The 15,416-nt window shown below is 74.2% G+C and carries 16 protein-coding genes; 3 read left to right on the top strand and 13 right to left on the bottom strand.

What is annotated here, in order from left to right; all coding sequences use genetic code 11:
• Positions 1-43 precede the first annotated feature (43 nt).
• The 7 genes from C1N91_RS06975 to C1N91_RS06945 form a co-directional block, all read right to left on the bottom strand.
• The gene (locus C1N91_RS06975) at positions 44-628 is read right to left on the bottom strand and encodes an RBBP9/YdeN family alpha/beta hydrolase (protein ID WP_137767149.1); all 585 of its coding nucleotides are present in this window, start codon (positions 626-628) and stop codon (positions 44-46) included.
• Positions 629-666: 38 nt separating this feature from the next.
• A complete protein-coding gene (locus tag C1N91_RS16685) occupies positions 667-1,632 on the bottom strand; it encodes a helix-turn-helix transcriptional regulator (protein ID WP_175415946.1) in 966 nt (321 codons plus the stop codon).
• 125 nt (positions 1,633-1,757) lie between these two features.
• Complete coding sequence (locus tag C1N91_RS06965) at positions 1,758-2,171, bottom strand: ATP-binding protein (RefSeq protein ID WP_254678378.1); 414 nt, start codon at positions 2,169-2,171, stop codon at positions 1,758-1,760.
• Positions 2,168-2,506 carry an STAS domain-containing protein gene (locus C1N91_RS06960; RefSeq protein ID WP_058729488.1) on the bottom strand — a complete coding sequence of 113 codons (339 nt, stop codon included), beginning with the start codon at positions 2,504-2,506 and terminating at the stop codon, positions 2,168-2,170. The genes C1N91_RS06965 and C1N91_RS06960 overlap by 4 nt, the downstream gene beginning before the upstream one ends.
• Before the next feature lie 58 nt (positions 2,507-2,564).
• Positions 2,565-3,782, bottom strand: coding sequence for a multidrug effflux MFS transporter (locus C1N91_RS06955; RefSeq protein ID WP_254678377.1), 1,218 nt, complete (start codon positions 3,780-3,782; stop codon positions 2,565-2,567).
• A gap of 199 nt (positions 3,783-3,981) precedes the next feature.
• Positions 3,982-6,633 (bottom strand): phosphoenolpyruvate carboxylase, encoded by a 2,652-nt coding sequence (locus tag C1N91_RS06950; RefSeq protein WP_137767147.1) that lies wholly within the window; start codon positions 6,631-6,633, stop codon positions 3,982-3,984.
• A gap of 140 nt (positions 6,634-6,773) precedes the next feature.
• Positions 6,774-7,451 carry a biliverdin-producing heme oxygenase gene (locus tag C1N91_RS06945; protein ID WP_137767146.1) on the bottom strand — a complete coding sequence of 226 codons (678 nt, stop codon included), beginning with the start codon at positions 7,449-7,451 and terminating at the stop codon, positions 6,774-6,776.
• A gap of 57 nt (positions 7,452-7,508) precedes the next feature.
• Here C1N91_RS06945 and C1N91_RS06940 point away from each other — a divergent pair, with 57 nt between their 5' ends.
• Positions 7,509-8,348, top strand: coding sequence for a siderophore-interacting protein (locus C1N91_RS06940; RefSeq protein ID WP_137767145.1), 840 nt, complete (start codon positions 7,509-7,511; stop codon positions 8,346-8,348).
• Positions 8,349-8,435: 87 nt separating this feature from the next.
• Positions 8,436-9,017 (top strand): GIY-YIG nuclease family protein, encoded by a 582-nt coding sequence (locus C1N91_RS06935; protein ID WP_175415945.1) that lies wholly within the window; start codon positions 8,436-8,438, stop codon positions 9,015-9,017.
• A 106-nt stretch (positions 9,018-9,123) separates the two neighbouring features.
• Here the strand turns inward: C1N91_RS06935 and C1N91_RS06930 are convergent, their stop codons facing one another.
• The 5 genes from C1N91_RS06930 to C1N91_RS06910 all read right to left on the bottom strand — a co-directional run bounded on the left by C1N91_RS06930 (position 9,124) and on the right by C1N91_RS06910 (position 13,170).
• Entirely contained in the window at positions 9,124-10,713 is a 1,590-nt protein-coding gene (locus C1N91_RS06930) for a GMC family oxidoreductase (protein ID WP_137767144.1), read from the bottom strand.
• Complete coding sequence (locus tag C1N91_RS06925; protein WP_137767143.1) at positions 10,710-12,047, bottom strand: alpha/beta fold hydrolase; 1,338 nt, start codon at positions 12,045-12,047, stop codon at positions 10,710-10,712. The genes C1N91_RS06930 and C1N91_RS06925 overlap by 4 nt, the downstream gene beginning before the upstream one ends.
• Positions 12,048-12,120: 73 nt before the next feature.
• A complete protein-coding gene (locus tag C1N91_RS06920) occupies positions 12,121-12,717 on the bottom strand; it encodes a TetR/AcrR family transcriptional regulator (protein WP_175415944.1) in 597 nt (198 codons plus the stop codon).
• A gap of 28 nt (positions 12,718-12,745) precedes the next feature.
• Positions 12,746-12,949 (bottom strand): hypothetical protein, encoded by a 204-nt coding sequence (locus C1N91_RS06915; RefSeq protein ID WP_137767141.1) that lies wholly within the window; start codon positions 12,947-12,949, stop codon positions 12,746-12,748.
• Positions 12,946-13,170, bottom strand: coding sequence for a hypothetical protein (locus tag C1N91_RS06910; protein ID WP_137767140.1), 225 nt, complete (start codon positions 13,168-13,170; stop codon positions 12,946-12,948). The genes C1N91_RS06915 and C1N91_RS06910 overlap by 4 nt, the downstream gene beginning before the upstream one ends.
• Positions 13,171-13,410: 240 nt before the next feature.
• On the opposite strand from C1N91_RS06910, the gene C1N91_RS06905 reads away from it, so the two are divergent.
• Positions 13,411-14,379 (top strand): AraC family transcriptional regulator, encoded by a 969-nt coding sequence (locus C1N91_RS06905; RefSeq protein WP_137767139.1) that lies wholly within the window; start codon positions 13,411-13,413, stop codon positions 14,377-14,379.
• Here C1N91_RS06905 and C1N91_RS06900 read toward each other — a convergent pair.
• Positions 14,367-15,377, bottom strand: a complete 1,011-nt coding sequence (locus C1N91_RS06900) for a hypothetical protein (protein WP_137767138.1) — start codon at positions 15,375-15,377, stop codon at positions 14,367-14,369. The two genes, C1N91_RS06905 and C1N91_RS06900, sit on opposite strands and share 13 nt — an antisense overlap.
• Positions 15,378-15,416: the final 39 nt, after the last annotated feature.

Genomic DNA, 15,416 nt, shown 5'->3' with positions numbered 1-15,416 from the left:
GAGCCCCCGGACGTCACGTACCGGTCCGGACGTGAGCGGCGTGTCACGCTCCCGGCAGGGACTCCGCGAAGCTGTCGAGCATGCGCCGTCCCTCAGGCCAGGCACCGACACCGCTGGCCACGTTCACGTGCTGTCGGTCCCCCACCCGGAGCACCCGCGCCCCGAGCTCGTCGGCGAACGCCAGGGCACGGTCGACGGAGCAGTACGGGTCGTCGTCGCTCACCACGAGCACGGTCGGCACGGTCGCTGCTCCCTGCGGCGCACGGAAGGCGGCGGCCGCGGCGGGGAACACCGACGCATCGGGGTCCGGTGGTGCCACCAGGAACGCGCCGGCGACCCGCTCGGCGGCCCGTTGGCCCGGGCCCCCAGTCAGCCACTCGGCGACCGCCAGCACTCCGAGGCTGTGCGCGACGAGCAGCGGCGGCGTCGCGCAGCGGTCGACGGCCTCGGCGATCGCCCGGGCCCAGTCCGCCGGCTCTGGCTCCGACCAGGACGCGGGTTCGATGCGCACGGCTCGCTCGCCCCGCGTCTCCTGCCAGCGGGACTGCCAGTGCTCGGCGTCCGATCCCCAGATCCCGGGGACGACCACCCACGGGTACCGGTCGGCGGGGCGCTCGTGCTCGTTCATCCGGGCAGCGTAGCGGGCGCGCCGGACGACCACGGACCTCAGGCGTGCAGGGTCTCGCGCGGGTACTCGCCGAAGCGCTGCGCGTACGCGGCCGAGAAGCGACCGAGGTGTGCGAAACCCCACCGGACGGCCACGGCGGCGACCGTCAGCTCGCCGGGGCCGCCTCGACGGAGCTCCTCGCGCACACGGTCCATCCGGATGCCCCGGAGCATCGCGTTCGGCGCGGTCCCGACCTGCCGCTGGAACGCCTGCTGCAGTCCCCGCACGCTGAGTCCGACGTGCTCGGCCACGTCGGTCGTGGTGATCGGGGTGTGCGCGTAGGCGTGCATGTACTCGATCGCCTCACGGACGCGGCTCGTCGCACCCTGCGGCACCGGGACCTCGGGTGCGAGCTGCTCGTGCGGGAAGGCGCGGAGCATCGCCAGGGCGGTCTCGCGCGCGGTCTCGGCCATCACGAGCGGCGACGGCGCCGTCCCGCCGAGGACGACCTGCGCGGCCCGCCGCACCTGGGTGTTCCAACGGCGCAGGTCCTCGGTGCCGGGCCGGGCGGTGTGGTCGAAGACGATGGCGCCTGCGGCCCCGCCGTGTTCCTCTGCCGCGATGCCCTCGAGGAACCGCCGGTCGAAGTGCACGAGGTTCTGGCGGACGTCCTCGACCTCGAACACGAACGGGCGTCCGGCCGGGAACACGAGCGCGTGCCCCGGGGCGAACGGTGCCTCGTCCCGCCCGACGTCGACCGTGCCCCCGCCGTCCGTCGTCCACATGACGGCGTAGTCGTCACCGGACGACGCCTCTCCCGTGGCGTGTGCGTCGAAGTGCGTCGACCGGAACGACATCGAGGCGTCGCCGATCATCTTGAAGCGGTACCCGAACGACCGCGACGTGTTGCGGCCCGCGAAGTGCGCGCCGTCGTACGCGTCCGAGAACAGCTGCAGCGCAGCACCCAGGTCGGAGCCCACGGCTTCGTAGCGCATGCGGGGGTCTGCGCGCGTCTCGGTCGTCACCGGACCGAGCGTGTCACGGCGACGACACGTCGGTCCGCGCGTCGGCCGGACGTGCGCGGACCGGCTCCCGCCGTGCGGGAACCGGATGACCGGCCGGCTCGGCGCGCAGACCGGATGGTCGGGCGTCAGTGCCGCCCGCGGCGGACGGTCCACCGGTTGCGGTCGGCGACCCGCTCGTACCGCAGGTCGTCGACGACCATCTGCACGAGCGCGAGGCCACGGCCGCCCTCGGCCAGCGCGTCGGGCAGGTGCGCCGCGGACGGGTCGACGAGCACCGGGACACCGTCGTCCGACAGCGACACGGTGACGTCGTCCGGTCCGACGTCCATCCGGAGCGAGCAGGAGACCCGGCCGCCGCCGGAGCCGTGCTCGATGACGTTCGAGGCGAGCTCGACGAGGGCGAGCTCGAGCGCCATGCGGTCCTCGAGGGACAGGTCGGGTTCGCTGTCCCACACCGAGGACAGGAACGTGTGCACCGCCGTGACGTCCTCGGGCGGGCAGGCGAGGTCGAGGACGTGCTCGCCCATGGCGACGGTCATGCCCAGTTCGTCACCGCGGCGTCCCCGTCCGGGTACGTCCGCAGGATCTTGTCGATGTTGGAGAGCTTGAGCACCATCTGCACCTGCTCGGAGGGTGCGGCGAGCCGGAGGTCTCCCCCGGCCTGGCGAGCGGTCTTCAGGCAGCCCACCAGGGCCCCCAGCCCGGACGAGTCCATGAACTCGACACCCGAGAGCTCGACGACCAGACGCGCACGTCCGCCCTCGACGACCTTCGCCACGGTCTCGCGGAAGGCTCCCGCGCTCACCATGTTCAGCCGTCCGCTGCACTCGAGCACGGCGGTGTCGTCCGTTGCCTCGTGTACGACGATGTCCATGCAGGGGCCTCCTCGGTTGGGTGCGGGGTGCACCCTGCAACCTACCGGGTGCGAGCCGTCAAGCGGTACGGCCTCGCCGCGTCGCGAGCACCTGGACCACGACGGCGGCGGCCATGAGCGACGCCATCACGGCCCCCATCGCGGTCGCGGTCCCGCCGAGCGCGCCCGCGAGCGGGGTGCCCAGTCCGCCGAGTCCGAACGTCAGGCCGCCCTGCAGCGCGGCGGCGGTGCCGGGGTGCGCGGCGCCGACGTGCTGCGTCCGGGTCATCGCCGCGGGGAGCACGAAGCCCCACGCCCCGGTGACCACCGCGAGCGCGCACCACACCGGGACGGGCCCCAGTCCGGCGAGGGCGGCGACCAGCACCACCGCGCTGCCGAGCGTGCCCGTGGCGAGCCCCACGGTCAGCAGGGTGTCCTCGGAGAACCGGCCGACGACCCGGCGGAACACGAGCGTCGTGACGACCATCATCGAGGCGTTCGTGGCGAACACGAGCGTGTACAGCTGCTCCGAGAAGCCGTACTGCTGCTGGAACACGAACGAGCTCGTCGCGATGTACGCGAAGAAGCCGATGGTGGAGAGCACCCCCGTGAGCACGTACGCCCGGAAGCGCCCGATGGCGAGCAGGTCCCGGATGCGCCGTCCGTTCGCCCGGAAGCCGGTGCCGCCCCGAGCAGCCGGCGGCAGGGTCTCCCCGAAGCGCAGGACGACCGCGACGGTGAAGGCCGCGCCGAGCACCGCGAGCACGACGAACATCAGGCGCCACGACCCGACCGTGAGCACGGCACCTCCGGCCAGGGGTGCGACGACCGGGCCGATGGCGTTGATCGCGGCGAGGGTGCCGAACACCTTGGCGGTGCGCGGTCCCGTCGTCGTGTCGGAGACCATCGCGCGTCCGGCGACCGCACCCGCCGCTCCGGCGAGCCCCTGCAGCACGCGGGCGGCGACGAGGGTGCCGACGTCGGGCGCGAGCGCGCACCCGACCGACGCCACCGCGAAGCCGGCGGTCCCGACGAGCAGCAGCGGTCGGCGCCCGATGCCGTCGCTCACGGGTCCGGCGAGGAGCTGCCCGACGGCGAACGCGACGAGGAACGCCGTGAGGGAGAGCTGCACGACGCCCGGGGTCGTACCGAGCTCGCGGGCGATGGTCGGCAGCGCGGGGATGTACATGTCCGTGGCGAAGGGCGAGACCCCGACGATGAGCGCCAGCGGGACGATCGGCGGCAGGACCCCGCTCGTCGTGGCCGTCGGTCCGGTCCTCGCGCGCTCCGTCGTCACCGACGCCACGCTACGCCCGCACGAATCGATTCGACAAGGGTCCGCGGCGACGAGACGCGTGCGACTCCCGCGACGCGTCCGTCGTCGGACGACAGCGGACCTGTCGCGAGAGCCGGCGCGCCGGGCGGATCGACGACGGACTGGAGGCGCGGTGCCAGCCGGCACCGCGCCTCCAGTCCGTCACCGGGTCGCGCCGGGCTCAGCCCGTGTTCTGCAGGCCGGCCGCCACCCCGTTGACGGTGAGCAGGAGCAGCCGGTGGTCACTGTCCGTCGGGTCTGTGCTGCCGGAGGTGCGGATCGCCCGCAGGGCGCGGAGCTGCAGGTGCGAGAGCGCGTCGACGTACGGGCTGCGCAGGCGCACGGCCCGCGCGAGCACCGGGCGGTCCTCGAGCACGTCGCTGCCACCGGACACCCGCAGCACCCACTCGCGGGTGCGGAGCATCTCGTCGAGCACCTTCGCGGCGAGGTCGTCGCGGTCGGCGAGCTCGAGGTAGCGACGGGCGATCTGCTCGTCGGTCTTCGCGAGCGACATCTCGACGTTCTTGATCATCGCGCCGAACAGCGGCCACTCGGCGTAGGCGGCGCGGAGGGCGTCGACGTCGCCGACGGCCTCGAGTGCGGAGCCCAGGCCGTACCAGCCGGCGAGGTTGATACGGGCCTGCGTCCACGAGAACACCCACGGGATCGCCCGGAGGTCCTCGAGCGACTCGACGCTCAGGCCGCGTCGGGCCGGTCGGGAGCCGAGCGGCAGGAGGCCGATCTCCTCCATCGGGGTGACGCGGGCGAACCAGGGCGCGAACCCGTCGGCCTTGACCAGGTCGTAGAAGGCGCCGCGCGAGACGTCGTCGAGCTGCTGCGCGAGGCCGGCGAAGCGGGTCGCCGCTGCAGCCGTGCGCTCCTCGTTCGACGGCGACGACGCGAACAGCGTGGCCGAGGCCATCTGCTCGAGGTGTCGGGCCGCGATGTCCTGGTCGCCGTACTGGGCGAAGATGACCTCGCCCTGCTCGGTGAGCTTGAGCCGCCCGTCGATCGAGCCCGGCGGCTGTGCGAGGACGGCCTCGTTCGCCGGTCCACCGCCGCGGCCGAGCGATCCGCCGCGGCCGTGGAACAGCGTCAGCTCGACGTCGTTGTCGCGAGCCCAGTCGGCGATCCGGGCCTGTGCGTCGTAGAGCGCCAGGTTCGCCGACACCGGGCCGACGTCCTTCGACGAGTCCGAGTAGCCGAGCATGACCTCGAGCCGACGCCCGGTCGCCGCGAGCCGCCGCTGGAAGGGCTCGGTGCGCACGGCCTCGTCGAGGATGTCGACGCTCGCGTGCAGGTCGGCGAAGGTCTCGAACAGCGGGATGACGTCGAGCACGGGCGCGCCGTCACCGCAGGCGGCACGGGCGAGCTCGTGCACGTTCGCCAGGTCGGCGGCCGACTGCGTGAAGGAGACGATGTAGCGGTGCGCGGCACGGACGCCGTAGCGCTGCTGCAGGTCGGCCACCGTGCGGAACACCGAGAGGACCTCTTCGGTCGTGTCGCTCAGCTCGCCGCCGGCACGGATCTCCGCCAGCGCGTTGCGGTGCACCTGGGAGTGCTGGCGCACCTCGAGCTCGGCGAGGTGGAACCCGAACGTCTCGACCTGCCACACCAGGTTCTGCAGTTCACCGTTCGCCGTCCGGACGGCACCGGCGGCCACGAGCGACGCCTGGATGACCCGGAGGTCGGCGAGGAGCTCCTCGGGGCCGCCGTACGCCAGGCCGTCCTGTCCGCGGCGGGTCGCACGGATGCGGGCGGCGACGAAGAGCAGTGCGCGGCGGTGGGTCTCGTTCGGGGCGCGGACGCCGATGCGCTCGGCGATGCCCGGGTCGAGCTGCTCCTGGGCGGCCACGAGGGCCTGCAGCCCGGCGTCCGCGGGGGTCTCGGCGGCGTCGAGCGTCAGCGCCGAGCCGATGCGGGTCGCGGCGCGGGCGAGGCCGAGCAGGATGTGCTCGGCGGCGATGTCGGCGGCCTGCTTGGTGACGGCGGCGGTCACGTGCGGGTTGCCGTCGCGGTCTCCACCGATCCAGGTGCCGAAGCGCACGAAGGCCGGGGCGGTCACCGGGACCCGGCCGGCGTCGTCGCCGAGCAGCCGGTCGTCGAGCAGGCGGTAGACCTGCGGCACGATCTCGAACAGGGTCTGGTCGAACACGCTCATCGCCGTGCGGACCTCGTCGAGCGGGGTCGGACGGGTCGTGCGGAGCGGCGAGGTGCGCAGCAGCGTCGTGATCTCCTCGAGCAGTCGACGCTCGTTCTCGGCGCGCGCGGTGGCGTTCCGGGAGCGGTCGCGCTCGTCGATCAGGTCCGTGATGCGCCGGACGGCCGTGGTGACCGCGCGGCGGCGGGCCTCGGTCGGGTGGGCCGTGAGCACCGGGTGGAACCGGAGGTCGGCCAGGCGTGCGGCGGCCTCGTCGGCACCGACCTGCTCGACGAGCGAGGCGTAGGTGGCGGGGAACGAGTCGCCCGGCAGTCCCCCGTCGTCACCGCGGGCACGGAGGACACGGACGCGGTGGTGCTCCTCGGCCAGGTTCGTCAGGTGGAAGTAGGTCGTGAACGCCTGGGCGACGGCCTCGGCCCGCTCGGCGGACATGCCGGCGACGATCGCCTCGGCGCGGGCGGCGCCCTCGCTGTCGGAGCCCTCGTACGCGTCGATGACCGCGGCGCGCAGGCTCTCGACGTCGTGCAGCAGCTCGTCGCCCCCGGTCTCCCGCAGCACCCGTCCGAGCAGGTTGCCGAGGTACCGGACGTCCGCGCGCAGGTCGCTGTCGACCGCGCCGCTGACGTCGTCCCGTGCGCGCCCGTGGCGCGTCGATCCGTCGATCGCCGTCATGGGTTCCTCTCACGTTGCGCCGGGAGCACGTCCCGGGTCTCCAGCACTGTACCGGCGCACGCACACCCGTGACGACGACCGTCCGGACGGACCGCCATGCTGCGGGAGATCGGCTCGCAGCGACCGTGCCGCGGGCGCGGTCAGGCGGGGAGCAGCGCCGCGGTCCGGTCGCCCCCGGCCCCGGGGCGACGCACCGACGCCACGAGCGCCCGGTCCAGGCTCGCAGCCAGGTCGACCTCGGCGAGCACGGCCTCGCGCTCCGCGTCCGACCACGGCGCGGCGTCGAGCTGGGCCCGGTAGGTGTCCTCGAACGCCGCGGGGTCGGCGACCTGGTCGAAGATCGTGAAGAGCACTCCGTTGGTGTCGAAGCCGAACCGGTCCTCGAGCAGCCGCGCCAGGGTGGGGCCGCCCGTCAGGTCGCCGAGGTAGCGCGTGTAGTGGTGCGCCACGAACGCCCCGGGCGAGGTCGCCGCGACGGCGCACAGGCGGCGGACGTAGGCGGTGGTCGCGGGTGTCGGGCAGCAGAGCTCGGACCAGTCCGGACCGACCAGGTACTCGAGGTCGGCGCGGATGGCGGGCATCCGGGTGAGCTGCGTCGTGACGAACGGCGCGGCGACGGGGTGGTCCGCCATCCGCTCGGCCGCACGCTCGAGGGCGTCGTACACGACGGCGTACTGTCCGAGCAGGTCGGCGTAGTCCGCGACGTCGCACTCCCCCGCGAGCAGGTCGTGCGCACCGCCGGTCCACACGGCCGGGGCCGCAGCGCTGCGGGAGCGCCGGCGCAGGAGCTCGGAGAACGGCGTCACGGTCGGACTCATGAGGTGAGGCTAACCTCAGTAGCTGACAAGGTCGAGCACCGGAAGAGGAATCCCAGGATGAGCCCCAAGCGCACCCAGCACGTCTTCGTCGTCGAGCGGACGGAGCGCCTGACCCCGCACATGGTGCGCGTGCACCTGGGTGGTCCGGCCTTCCGGGGCTTCGTCGACGGCGCCGACCCGGACCGGCTCGCCGCCACCGACAAGTACGTGAAGCTCCTGCTCGCGCCGCCGTCGAGCGGCCTGACCCCGCCCTACGACCTCGAGGCACTGCGCGAGACCCTGCCGAAGCACGAGCGACCCGCGCGCCGCACCTACACGGTGCGCTCGGTCGACCACGCCGCCGGCACGATCGCGATCGACTTCGTCGTCCACGGCGACCAGGGCCTCGCCGGACCGTGGGCCGCCGCCGCGCAGCCCGGTGACCTGCTCGCGCTGTCCGGTCCCGGTGGCGGGTACGTCCCGTCGCAGGACCCGGCGATCACGCACGTGCTGCTGGGCGACGACAGCGCGCTCCCCGCGATCGGCGCCGCCCTCGCCGCGATGCCGACCGACGCCCGCGGCGTCGCGCTCGTCGAGGTCGGCGGCGCGGCCGACGAGCAGCCGCTCGACCACCCGGTCGGTGTCGACCTGCGGTGGCTGCACCGCGACGCCACCGGCGCCGAGCCGGGCACGCTGCTGGTGGAGGCCGCTCGCGGACTGCCCCGTGCCTCCCGGCCGGTGCAGGTCTTCGCGCACGGCGAGCGGACCGCGGTCAAGGCGCTCCGCCGGCTGCTGCAGGACGAGTGGGGCCTCGAGAAGGCGGAGATGTCGCTGTCGGCCTACTGGGCGCTCGGCCGCGCCGAGGACCGGTTCCAGGAGGAGAAGCGCGAGCCCGTCGGCGTGATCTTCGCGGACTGAGCGACAGGGCCCGGTCCGTGGCGGCGTGGTCCGCGGCTCGGCCTGGAGGCCCGGGGCACGTCGGTGGCGCGCGCTAGCGTCCGACGGGTGGTCACCCCTCCCGCCGTCCCCACGTGCTGCGTCCCCGGTTGCGACGCGCCGTGCGCCGACGGCTTCGCCGCCGTCCTGCCGCTCTGCGGCGGACACGTGACCCTGGTCGCCGACGCGGCGGCCGAGCACGTCGGCACCGAGGACGCCCTGCCGGGGCCCTGCCCGGTGTGCGGCTCGCGGGTCGGCGTGCGCTGGCCGAGCGCCGTGCTCTGCGGCACGTGCGAGTGGCCGTGGGGCGACGTCCCGGACGGCGAGCTGCCCCCGCCGCGCGTCGACGTCGTCTACTACCTGCGGCAGCGGGACGACTTCGGTGACCGGGTGAAGATCGGGACGACCGCGAACCCGCGGCAGCGCCTCGCGGCGGTGCCGCACCAGGAGCTCCTGGCGCTCGAGCGCGGCGACCGGCACCTCGAGCGACGGCGGCACACGGCGTTCGCCGACGACCGGTTCCCCGGGACGGAGTGGTTCCGGACGACGCCCGCGCTGCTCGACCACGTCGCGCGGGTCGCGGCCGGGGTGGGCGACCCCTGGACGCTGCACGCCCGGTGGACGAGCGAGGCACTGGCGCTCCGCGGGTGAGGGCCGTGCCGCGCCGGCGAGACGCTGGCGCAGCACGGGTGCGGGGTGCGCGCAGCACCGCTCCCCTCAGACCGCGATGGTGCACGTCAGGGCGCCACGGTGGTCGTCAGGCCGCCGCCGCGGTGGCGCGCTGCCGGTCTGCCGCCGGGTCGTCGCGCAGGAACCGGTCGGCGGTGCGCAGCGACAGCGCCATGATCGTGAGCGCGGGGTTCGCGATGACGGCGCTCGGGAACACCGAGTTGTCGCACACCCACAGGTTCGGCACGTCCCACGACCGACCCGCGGGGTCGACGACCGACGACCCGGCGTCGGAGCCCATCCGGGCGGTGCCGATCGTGTGCGCGGTCCGCTCGAGGACCCGCACGTCGGTGCCGCCGGCCGCCTCGACGATCGCCGTCATCGTGCGGACCGCGTGGGCGCGGATGGCGTCCTCGTTCGACCCCGGCGAGAAGGTCACGCGGGCACGGGGCACCCCGTGCTCGTCGAGGTCGTCGGAGAGCACCAGCCGGTTGTCGTCGTACGGCAGGCACTCGGCGTTGATGCCGACCCCGGCCATCCGCGGGTAGTCCCGCATCGCCTTCACGAGCTCGGCGCCCCGGAGCCCCCCGCCCCGCACCAGCGTGGTCGCGAAGGTCAGCGGCTGGACGCCGAGGCTCTGGATCAGGTAGCCGCCCGCGAAGTCCGCGTCGGTCGGTCGGACGAAGTCCTCGGTGATGATCGACGACGGGTAGCCGCGGTACGAGCGCATCGACTCGTCGAAGGTCGCCCACACCTGGGTCGCTCCGTGCGCGGTGAAGTTGCGACCGACCTGGCCGCTGCTGTTCGCCAGGCCGGTGTGCAGGAGCAGGCGCGGCGTCTCCACCCCGCCGGCGGCCAGCACGAGGGAGCGGCACCGCTGCCGACGCTCCCGGCCGTCGCGCGTGTAGAGCACGGCGCACACCCGGCCGTCGGCGTCGAGCTCGATGCCGTGCACGAAGGAGTCCGGACGGATCTCGGCACCGAACGCGACGGCTGCGGGCAGGTACGTGGTGTCCATCGACACCTTCGAGCCGTTGCGGCAGCCCTGGTGGCACGAACCGCAGGACACGCAGGCCTGGCGCAGACCGTGGTGCTCCTGCACCCGGTCCTCGGTCGTCAGCGCGACCGGAGCGTCCGTCGCCGTGATCCCGAGCGCCGCGGTCCCGCGCATCATCATGTCCGACGAGGCGTTCCGCGCCGGCGGTCCCATCCGGTAGCGGCGGTCCGGGTCCCACGGGTAGTGCTCCGGGCCCGCGACGCCCACCTCGTGCTCGACGCGCTCGATGTACGCGGTGAGCTCGGCGTGGTCGACCGGCCAGTCCTCGCCCTGTCCGCTCTCGGTGCGCAGGCGCAGGTCGTGCGTGCTCGGACGCGGGGTGAACGCGCCCCAGTGCAGGGTCGACCCGCCGACGCCCGTGCCGCTGTTGTTCGGACCGAAGGCCGTCGGCGCGGCTCCCCCGCTGATCCGCTCGTCCATCCAGTTGATGTCCGCCGGTGCCTCGACCTCGTCCGGGGTGTGGTCGCCGGGCTCGGTGTTCCGGCCGGCCTCGAAGGCGACCACGGTCAGGCCCTCGCGGGCGAGCCGGGCGGTCAGCGGTGCGCCGCCCGCGCCCGTCCCGACGACGACGACGTCGACGACCTCGTCGTCCTGGTGGTGGCGCTGTGCGTCGAGTCTCATCGTCCTGCTCCCTCGGGTTCCCACGCTTCCCGCTGCCCGGCTCCGAGCAGCTGGAAGCCCTGCTTCCGGACGCCGTCGCCGCCGTTGGCGAAGCCGTCGTAGTCGATCTCGGACATGGTCGCGGGGTGGGCGAGCCACTGCTTCACCAGGTCCACGCTCGCGTCCTCGAACCAGATGCGGAGCTGCTCGGCGTCGAGCGCGCCGTCCGACCGGTACCGGCCGGCTGCGACGTCCTCGAGCGCTGCGGCCAGGTCGTCGGCGGACACCGCCGCGAGCACGTCGAGTGCGCCGCGGTAGGCGTCGACGTCGGTCGGCATGCCGTCCGGCCGCCACCCGTCACCCTGCCCCGCCGCGAGCTGGCGGTCCGTCCGGAGCGCGAGGTCCACCTCGCCCTCGCCCGGCTGCGGCACGACGATGCGCGCGACGGCCCGGAGCACGTCGAGCTGTCGCGGCGTCAGGGCGTCCGGGGTCGCGGCGGGGTCGTCGGGCAGCGCGCGGACGGCCAGCACCCCGCGGGTCCTGGCGCTCACGCGCGGCGAGGCGATGACCCGCGCCTGGTCGGCGGGGACCACCGGGCCGTGTGCGATCCGGCGGGTCCAGAAGTCCCCGACGAGCGCGGCGACCTCCACCGGGCGCTCCCACGGCAGCAGGTGCGCGGCGCCGGCGACCTCGTGCAGTTCGGCGGCCGGCCAGTGCGGCATGGTCAGGCGACGCTGCGCGTCCGCGGCCAGGTCGCCGTCCTCGGCACCGGCGAGCACGAGCGTCGGGACCGGGTTCGGCTCGGCCGTCGTCGACCAGTCCTCGCGGCTGCCGCGGAGCAGCCAGTCACGCCAGGCCCGCGGGTCGGTGCGCTGCACGTCCTGCACGGCCTGCTCGTGGCGGGCGGGCGGCAGGACGGCTGCGGTGTTCGCGTCGACGAACGCTGCCGCGTGGTGCGGCTCGATCGGACCGTCCGCAGCCCAGGAGAGCATCGACGCACGACGGCTCTCGTCCATCGGCTCGGGCGCCAGGGGCGAGGCGGCCAGGAGCACGACGGCGCGCAGTCCGAACAGGCCGTTCGCGCCGGAGACGGTGCGGTCGGCGACGACGGTCGCGACCTTGCCGCCCATCGAGTGGCCGACGATCGCCCACTCGGTGGCACCGCTCGCGCCGATCGCCCGCTCGACCAGCACGGCCATCTCCTCGACCGTCGTGCCGCCGGACGCCGGGCTCCGGCCGAACCCGGGCAGGTCGATCCCGACGAGGTCGAGGGTGCCGGCGAGCTCGGAGCGGAGGAGGGCGAACTCCTCGGCGCTCGAGCCCAGCGCGTGCAGGCAGAAGGCGGTCGCTGTCATCCTTCGTTCCTACCGTCCGGATCGCGCTGGACACAGGCTCCTGTACCCCGGGCTCGTACCCCTCCGGACGGCGTCAGGCAGCGGGGTGCGCCTCGTAGACGGACAGCAGCATCGCCGCGCCGAGGCGGGCGGCACGAGCGGGCTGCGCTGACCGTTGCACGGCCGACTCGACCCGGGCTCCCTCGACGAGCAACGACAGCGCCTGCGCCACGTGCGACGGCACCCCGGCGCGCGCGCACAGCTGCGTCAGGTGCGCCTCGACGTCGGCGAAGTGCGCCTGCGCGAGCTCGGCGATCGCCGGGTCGGTCCGCCCGAGCTCGGCGTGGCCGTTGATGAACGCGCAGCCGCGCCACCCCTCGTCCGCGAAGCACTGCTCGAGGTACCCGAAGACACCGAGGACCTCGTCCCGCGGGTCGTCGGATGCGCGGGCGATGCCGTCGAGTGCCCGACGCCAGGCGCCGTGCCACCGCTGCAGCACGGCGACCACGAGCGCACGCTTCGACGGGTAGGCCGCGGTGAGCTCGTCGAGGGCGAGCCCGGCCTCGACCGCGATGTCGTCCATCGTCACGGGTGTCACGCCGTGCCGGGTGAAGAGCGTGTCCGCGGCGGTCGACGCCCTGCGCTGCGCGGCGGTCTCGCGGGTGGAGGGGGTGAGGGTGAGGAGGGTCATGGGCTTCCCGGTGGTCGGTTCCGCGAGCCTAGCGAGCGGAGACGCTCGGCGCGTCGAGCGCCTCCGCGAGCAGGGCGCGCATGTCGATCGGCTGGGTCGGGGCATCCGCCGCGGCTGACCGGCGCACCGGCAGCAGGGTGTCGGCCACGGAGCGGTCCGCACCGGGCAGCGCGCGGGTCCCGCGCGACAGCCGGGAGCCGCGGATGCCGAGCTCGTTGCGCGGGATGCTCATGCGGAGAGTCCGAGCACGATCGCGGCGGAGACGGCGACGGTGACCGACACCAGCCCGGTCGTCACCGCGGCGACCTGCAGGCCGTGCAGACGACGGGCTCCGCGGACCTCGGAGAACACCGGGTCGGCGCCCGCTCCGGCTGCTCGTCGTCGCGCGGCCGACGAGACGGCGTCGCGGGCGGTCCTCGGTCCGGTGTGCACTTCGGCGGCGGTGATGGTCACGGTCCTCGTCCTCGGGTCTGCGGGGCCGGCGGTTCCGGCACTCCTCCACCCAGGACGCTAGGAGACGGCGAGGCGCCCTGGACGCCGATCGGCGGACGACGACGATTCGCGGACGTCCACGCCGGTCCGGGCGACGATCGGTGGACATCCGCTCCGCGCGGAACGGGCCGTCCACCCCCCGGACCGGGGACACGCCTGTCCGGACAACACCGCGTCGCACGGACAGAATGCACGGGACCCATGAACCCGACACCGCCGCCCCGCATCGACGTCGAGACGCAGAGCACCGACCTCGACGAAGCCCGCGACTTCCTCGCCACCGCCTACGCCGGGAACGAGTGGAGCGCCGACGCGACCGGGCAGCCGTTCGCCTTCCGCTACTCCGCGGTGGGGGACGCCGCGATGTCGATCCGCGCGATCCGGTTCGACGGCCACCTCGAGGGCGTGATGACCCCGTCCGAGGACTTCGTCGTCCAGTGGACGAAGCGCGGATCGGCGACGGTCGGCGCCGGCGACGACCGGATCGTCATGGAGCCCGGTCGCCCCCAGCTCTGGCCGCAGCAGGGTGCCGCCTTCTCGTACGACGACTACGAGCAGCGCATCGTCCAGGTGAACCGCGCTGCGCTCGAGGAGGTCGCCGGCGAACGCGGCACGGCCCCCGGTCAGCTCGTGCTGGACCACACCGTCCGTCCCGACGACCGCGCACTCACGGTGTGGCGCAGCAGCGTGCAGCTGATCTCGCACACGGTCCTCGACCGCCGTGCCTCCCCGCTGCTGCAGGCCGAGATGGGGCGGCTCGGGGCGCTCGCGCTGCTGGAGCTCTACCCGGTCGTGAGCTCGTCGCTCCCCGACGAGCTCCTGCTCCCCCGCAACGCGCACGTCCGTCGGGCCGTCGAGTACGTGCACGAGCACGCGCACCTCCCGATCACGAGCACCGACCTGGCGCGTGTCGCCTCGCTCAGCCTCCGTGCCCTGCAGACCGCCTTCCAACGGACCTTCGAGCTGTCGCCGAACGCCTACATCCGGCAGGTCCGGCTCGACCGGGTCCGGGACGCGCTGCTCGCCGGCGACCCCGCCACGACGAACATCGCCGACGTCGCGCGCGAGTGGGGCTTCGCGCACGCGGGCCGGTTCTCCGCGACGTACCAGCAGCGCCACGGGGAGTACCCGCGGGAGACCCTGCGCCGGTCCGGCCGTCAGCGCGCGTAGGCGTCGACGAACAGCGGCCCGCGGAGGTCCCGCAGCGTGTCGACGAGCCGCTCGACGGTCCGACCGGAGATGCCGGACACCTCGAGGTCGTACGGTCCGAGCGCGGGCAGGCGACCGGTACGGATCCGCACGACCTCCCACCCCACCGCGCGGACGGCCCGGTCCTTCCGACGGTCCGTCTCCTGCCGCGGCCCGACGTGCTCGAGTCCGTGGCGTCCGGTGCTGTCGTACTCGATCGCGACGCGGAGCTCGGGGAGCACGATGTCCGGCCATGCCTCGACGTGGTCGAAGAACGGGCGGTCGAGCCGGATCGCGGTGTGGTCGAACGTGAAGGCGAAGCGGTCCCGCAGTGCCTGTCGGAGGTCGGCCTCGACCGCCGAGGCCGGAGCAGGGGCACACACGCTCGTGAAGGAGTCACCGGACGGCAGCCGCGGCGTCTTCGGGCAGACCGACCGCGGGACCGGTCGTGCCGAGCGCATGCCACCGGTCCGGCCCGGGCGACCCGGGGACCGTGGACCGGACCGGGACGACGCGACCGCGCCGCTCGGCAGCTGCGTCGGTACCGCACTCGGTGCCGGCACGGGACCGCGAGCCGGGGCGGCGGGGAGCGTCTGCCGACCGCGGACCCGCTCGGCCCGCTGCGGGGGCGGGACCGCCGCCGGCCAGTCCGCGGGGAGCACCGGCCACCGCTGCGGGGTCGCCTGCAGGTGGCACTCGGGGCACCAGACCGACCTGCGGCGTTCCCGACCGGGGCGGGAACGCTGCTCGGCCGGAGTCGCGACGAAGACGTGTCCGACGTCGCACTCCCAGGTCAACAGGACCTCCGCCGCGGGCGGGACCTGCGTGAGCACCACGCCGTGGTTCCACTCCGGGTGGTACTGCCGCACGAGGACCGGCCAGGACGCCCACGCCGCCCGGAACTCGCCGACGGCGTACGGCACGGCGACCCCGCGCGACCACTGTCGCCGCCGCCACCACGCGTCCACCGGTTCGACCACGGTGCCACCGTAGGGAGCACCTCCGACACCCGCACCCGT

It is taken from the genome of Curtobacterium sp. SGAir0471 (assembly GCF_005490985.1).
Lineage (GTDB): Bacteria > Actinomycetota > Actinomycetes > Actinomycetales > Microbacteriaceae > Curtobacterium.
Note: the sequence above shows the minus strand (reverse complement) of the source record. Positions and strands in the feature narration are given on the sequence as shown.

Excerpts from the sequence above, each read along its gene's own strand:
- C1N91_RS06975 (WP_137767149.1), bottom strand. The coding sequence starts at position 628 with ATGAACGAGCACGAGCGCCCCGCCGACCGGTACCCGTGGGTGGTCGTC.
- C1N91_RS06965 (WP_254678378.1), bottom strand. The coding sequence starts at position 2,171 with ATGACCGTCGCCATGGGCGAGCACGTCCTCGACCTCGCCTGCCCGCCC.
- C1N91_RS06960 (WP_058729488.1), bottom strand. The coding sequence starts at position 2,506 with ATGGACATCGTCGTACACGAGGCAACGGACGACACCGCCGTGCTCGAG.
- C1N91_RS06950 (WP_137767147.1), bottom strand. The coding sequence starts at position 6,633 with ATGACGGCGATCGACGGATCGACGCGCCACGGGCGCGCACGGGACGAC.
- C1N91_RS06945 (WP_137767146.1), bottom strand. The coding sequence starts at position 7,451 with ATGAGTCCGACCGTGACGCCGTTCTCCGAGCTCCTGCGCCGGCGCTCC.
- C1N91_RS06940 (WP_137767145.1), top strand. The coding sequence starts at position 7,509 with ATGAGCCCCAAGCGCACCCAGCACGTCTTCGTCGTCGAGCGGACGGAG.
- C1N91_RS06930 (WP_137767144.1), bottom strand. The coding sequence starts at position 10,713 with ATGAGACTCGACGCACAGCGCCACCACCAGGACGACGAGGTCGTCGAC.
- C1N91_RS06925 (WP_137767143.1), bottom strand. The coding sequence starts at position 12,047 with ATGACAGCGACCGCCTTCTGCCTGCACGCGCTGGGCTCGAGCGCCGAG.
- C1N91_RS06920 (WP_175415944.1), bottom strand. The coding sequence starts at position 12,717 with ATGACCCTCCTCACCCTCACCCCCTCCACCCGCGAGACCGCCGCGCAG.
- C1N91_RS06915 (WP_137767141.1), bottom strand. The coding sequence starts at position 12,949 with ATGAGCATCCCGCGCAACGAGCTCGGCATCCGCGGCTCCCGGCTGTCG.
- C1N91_RS06905 (WP_137767139.1), top strand. The coding sequence starts at position 13,411 with ATGAACCCGACACCGCCGCCCCGCATCGACGTCGAGACGCAGAGCACC.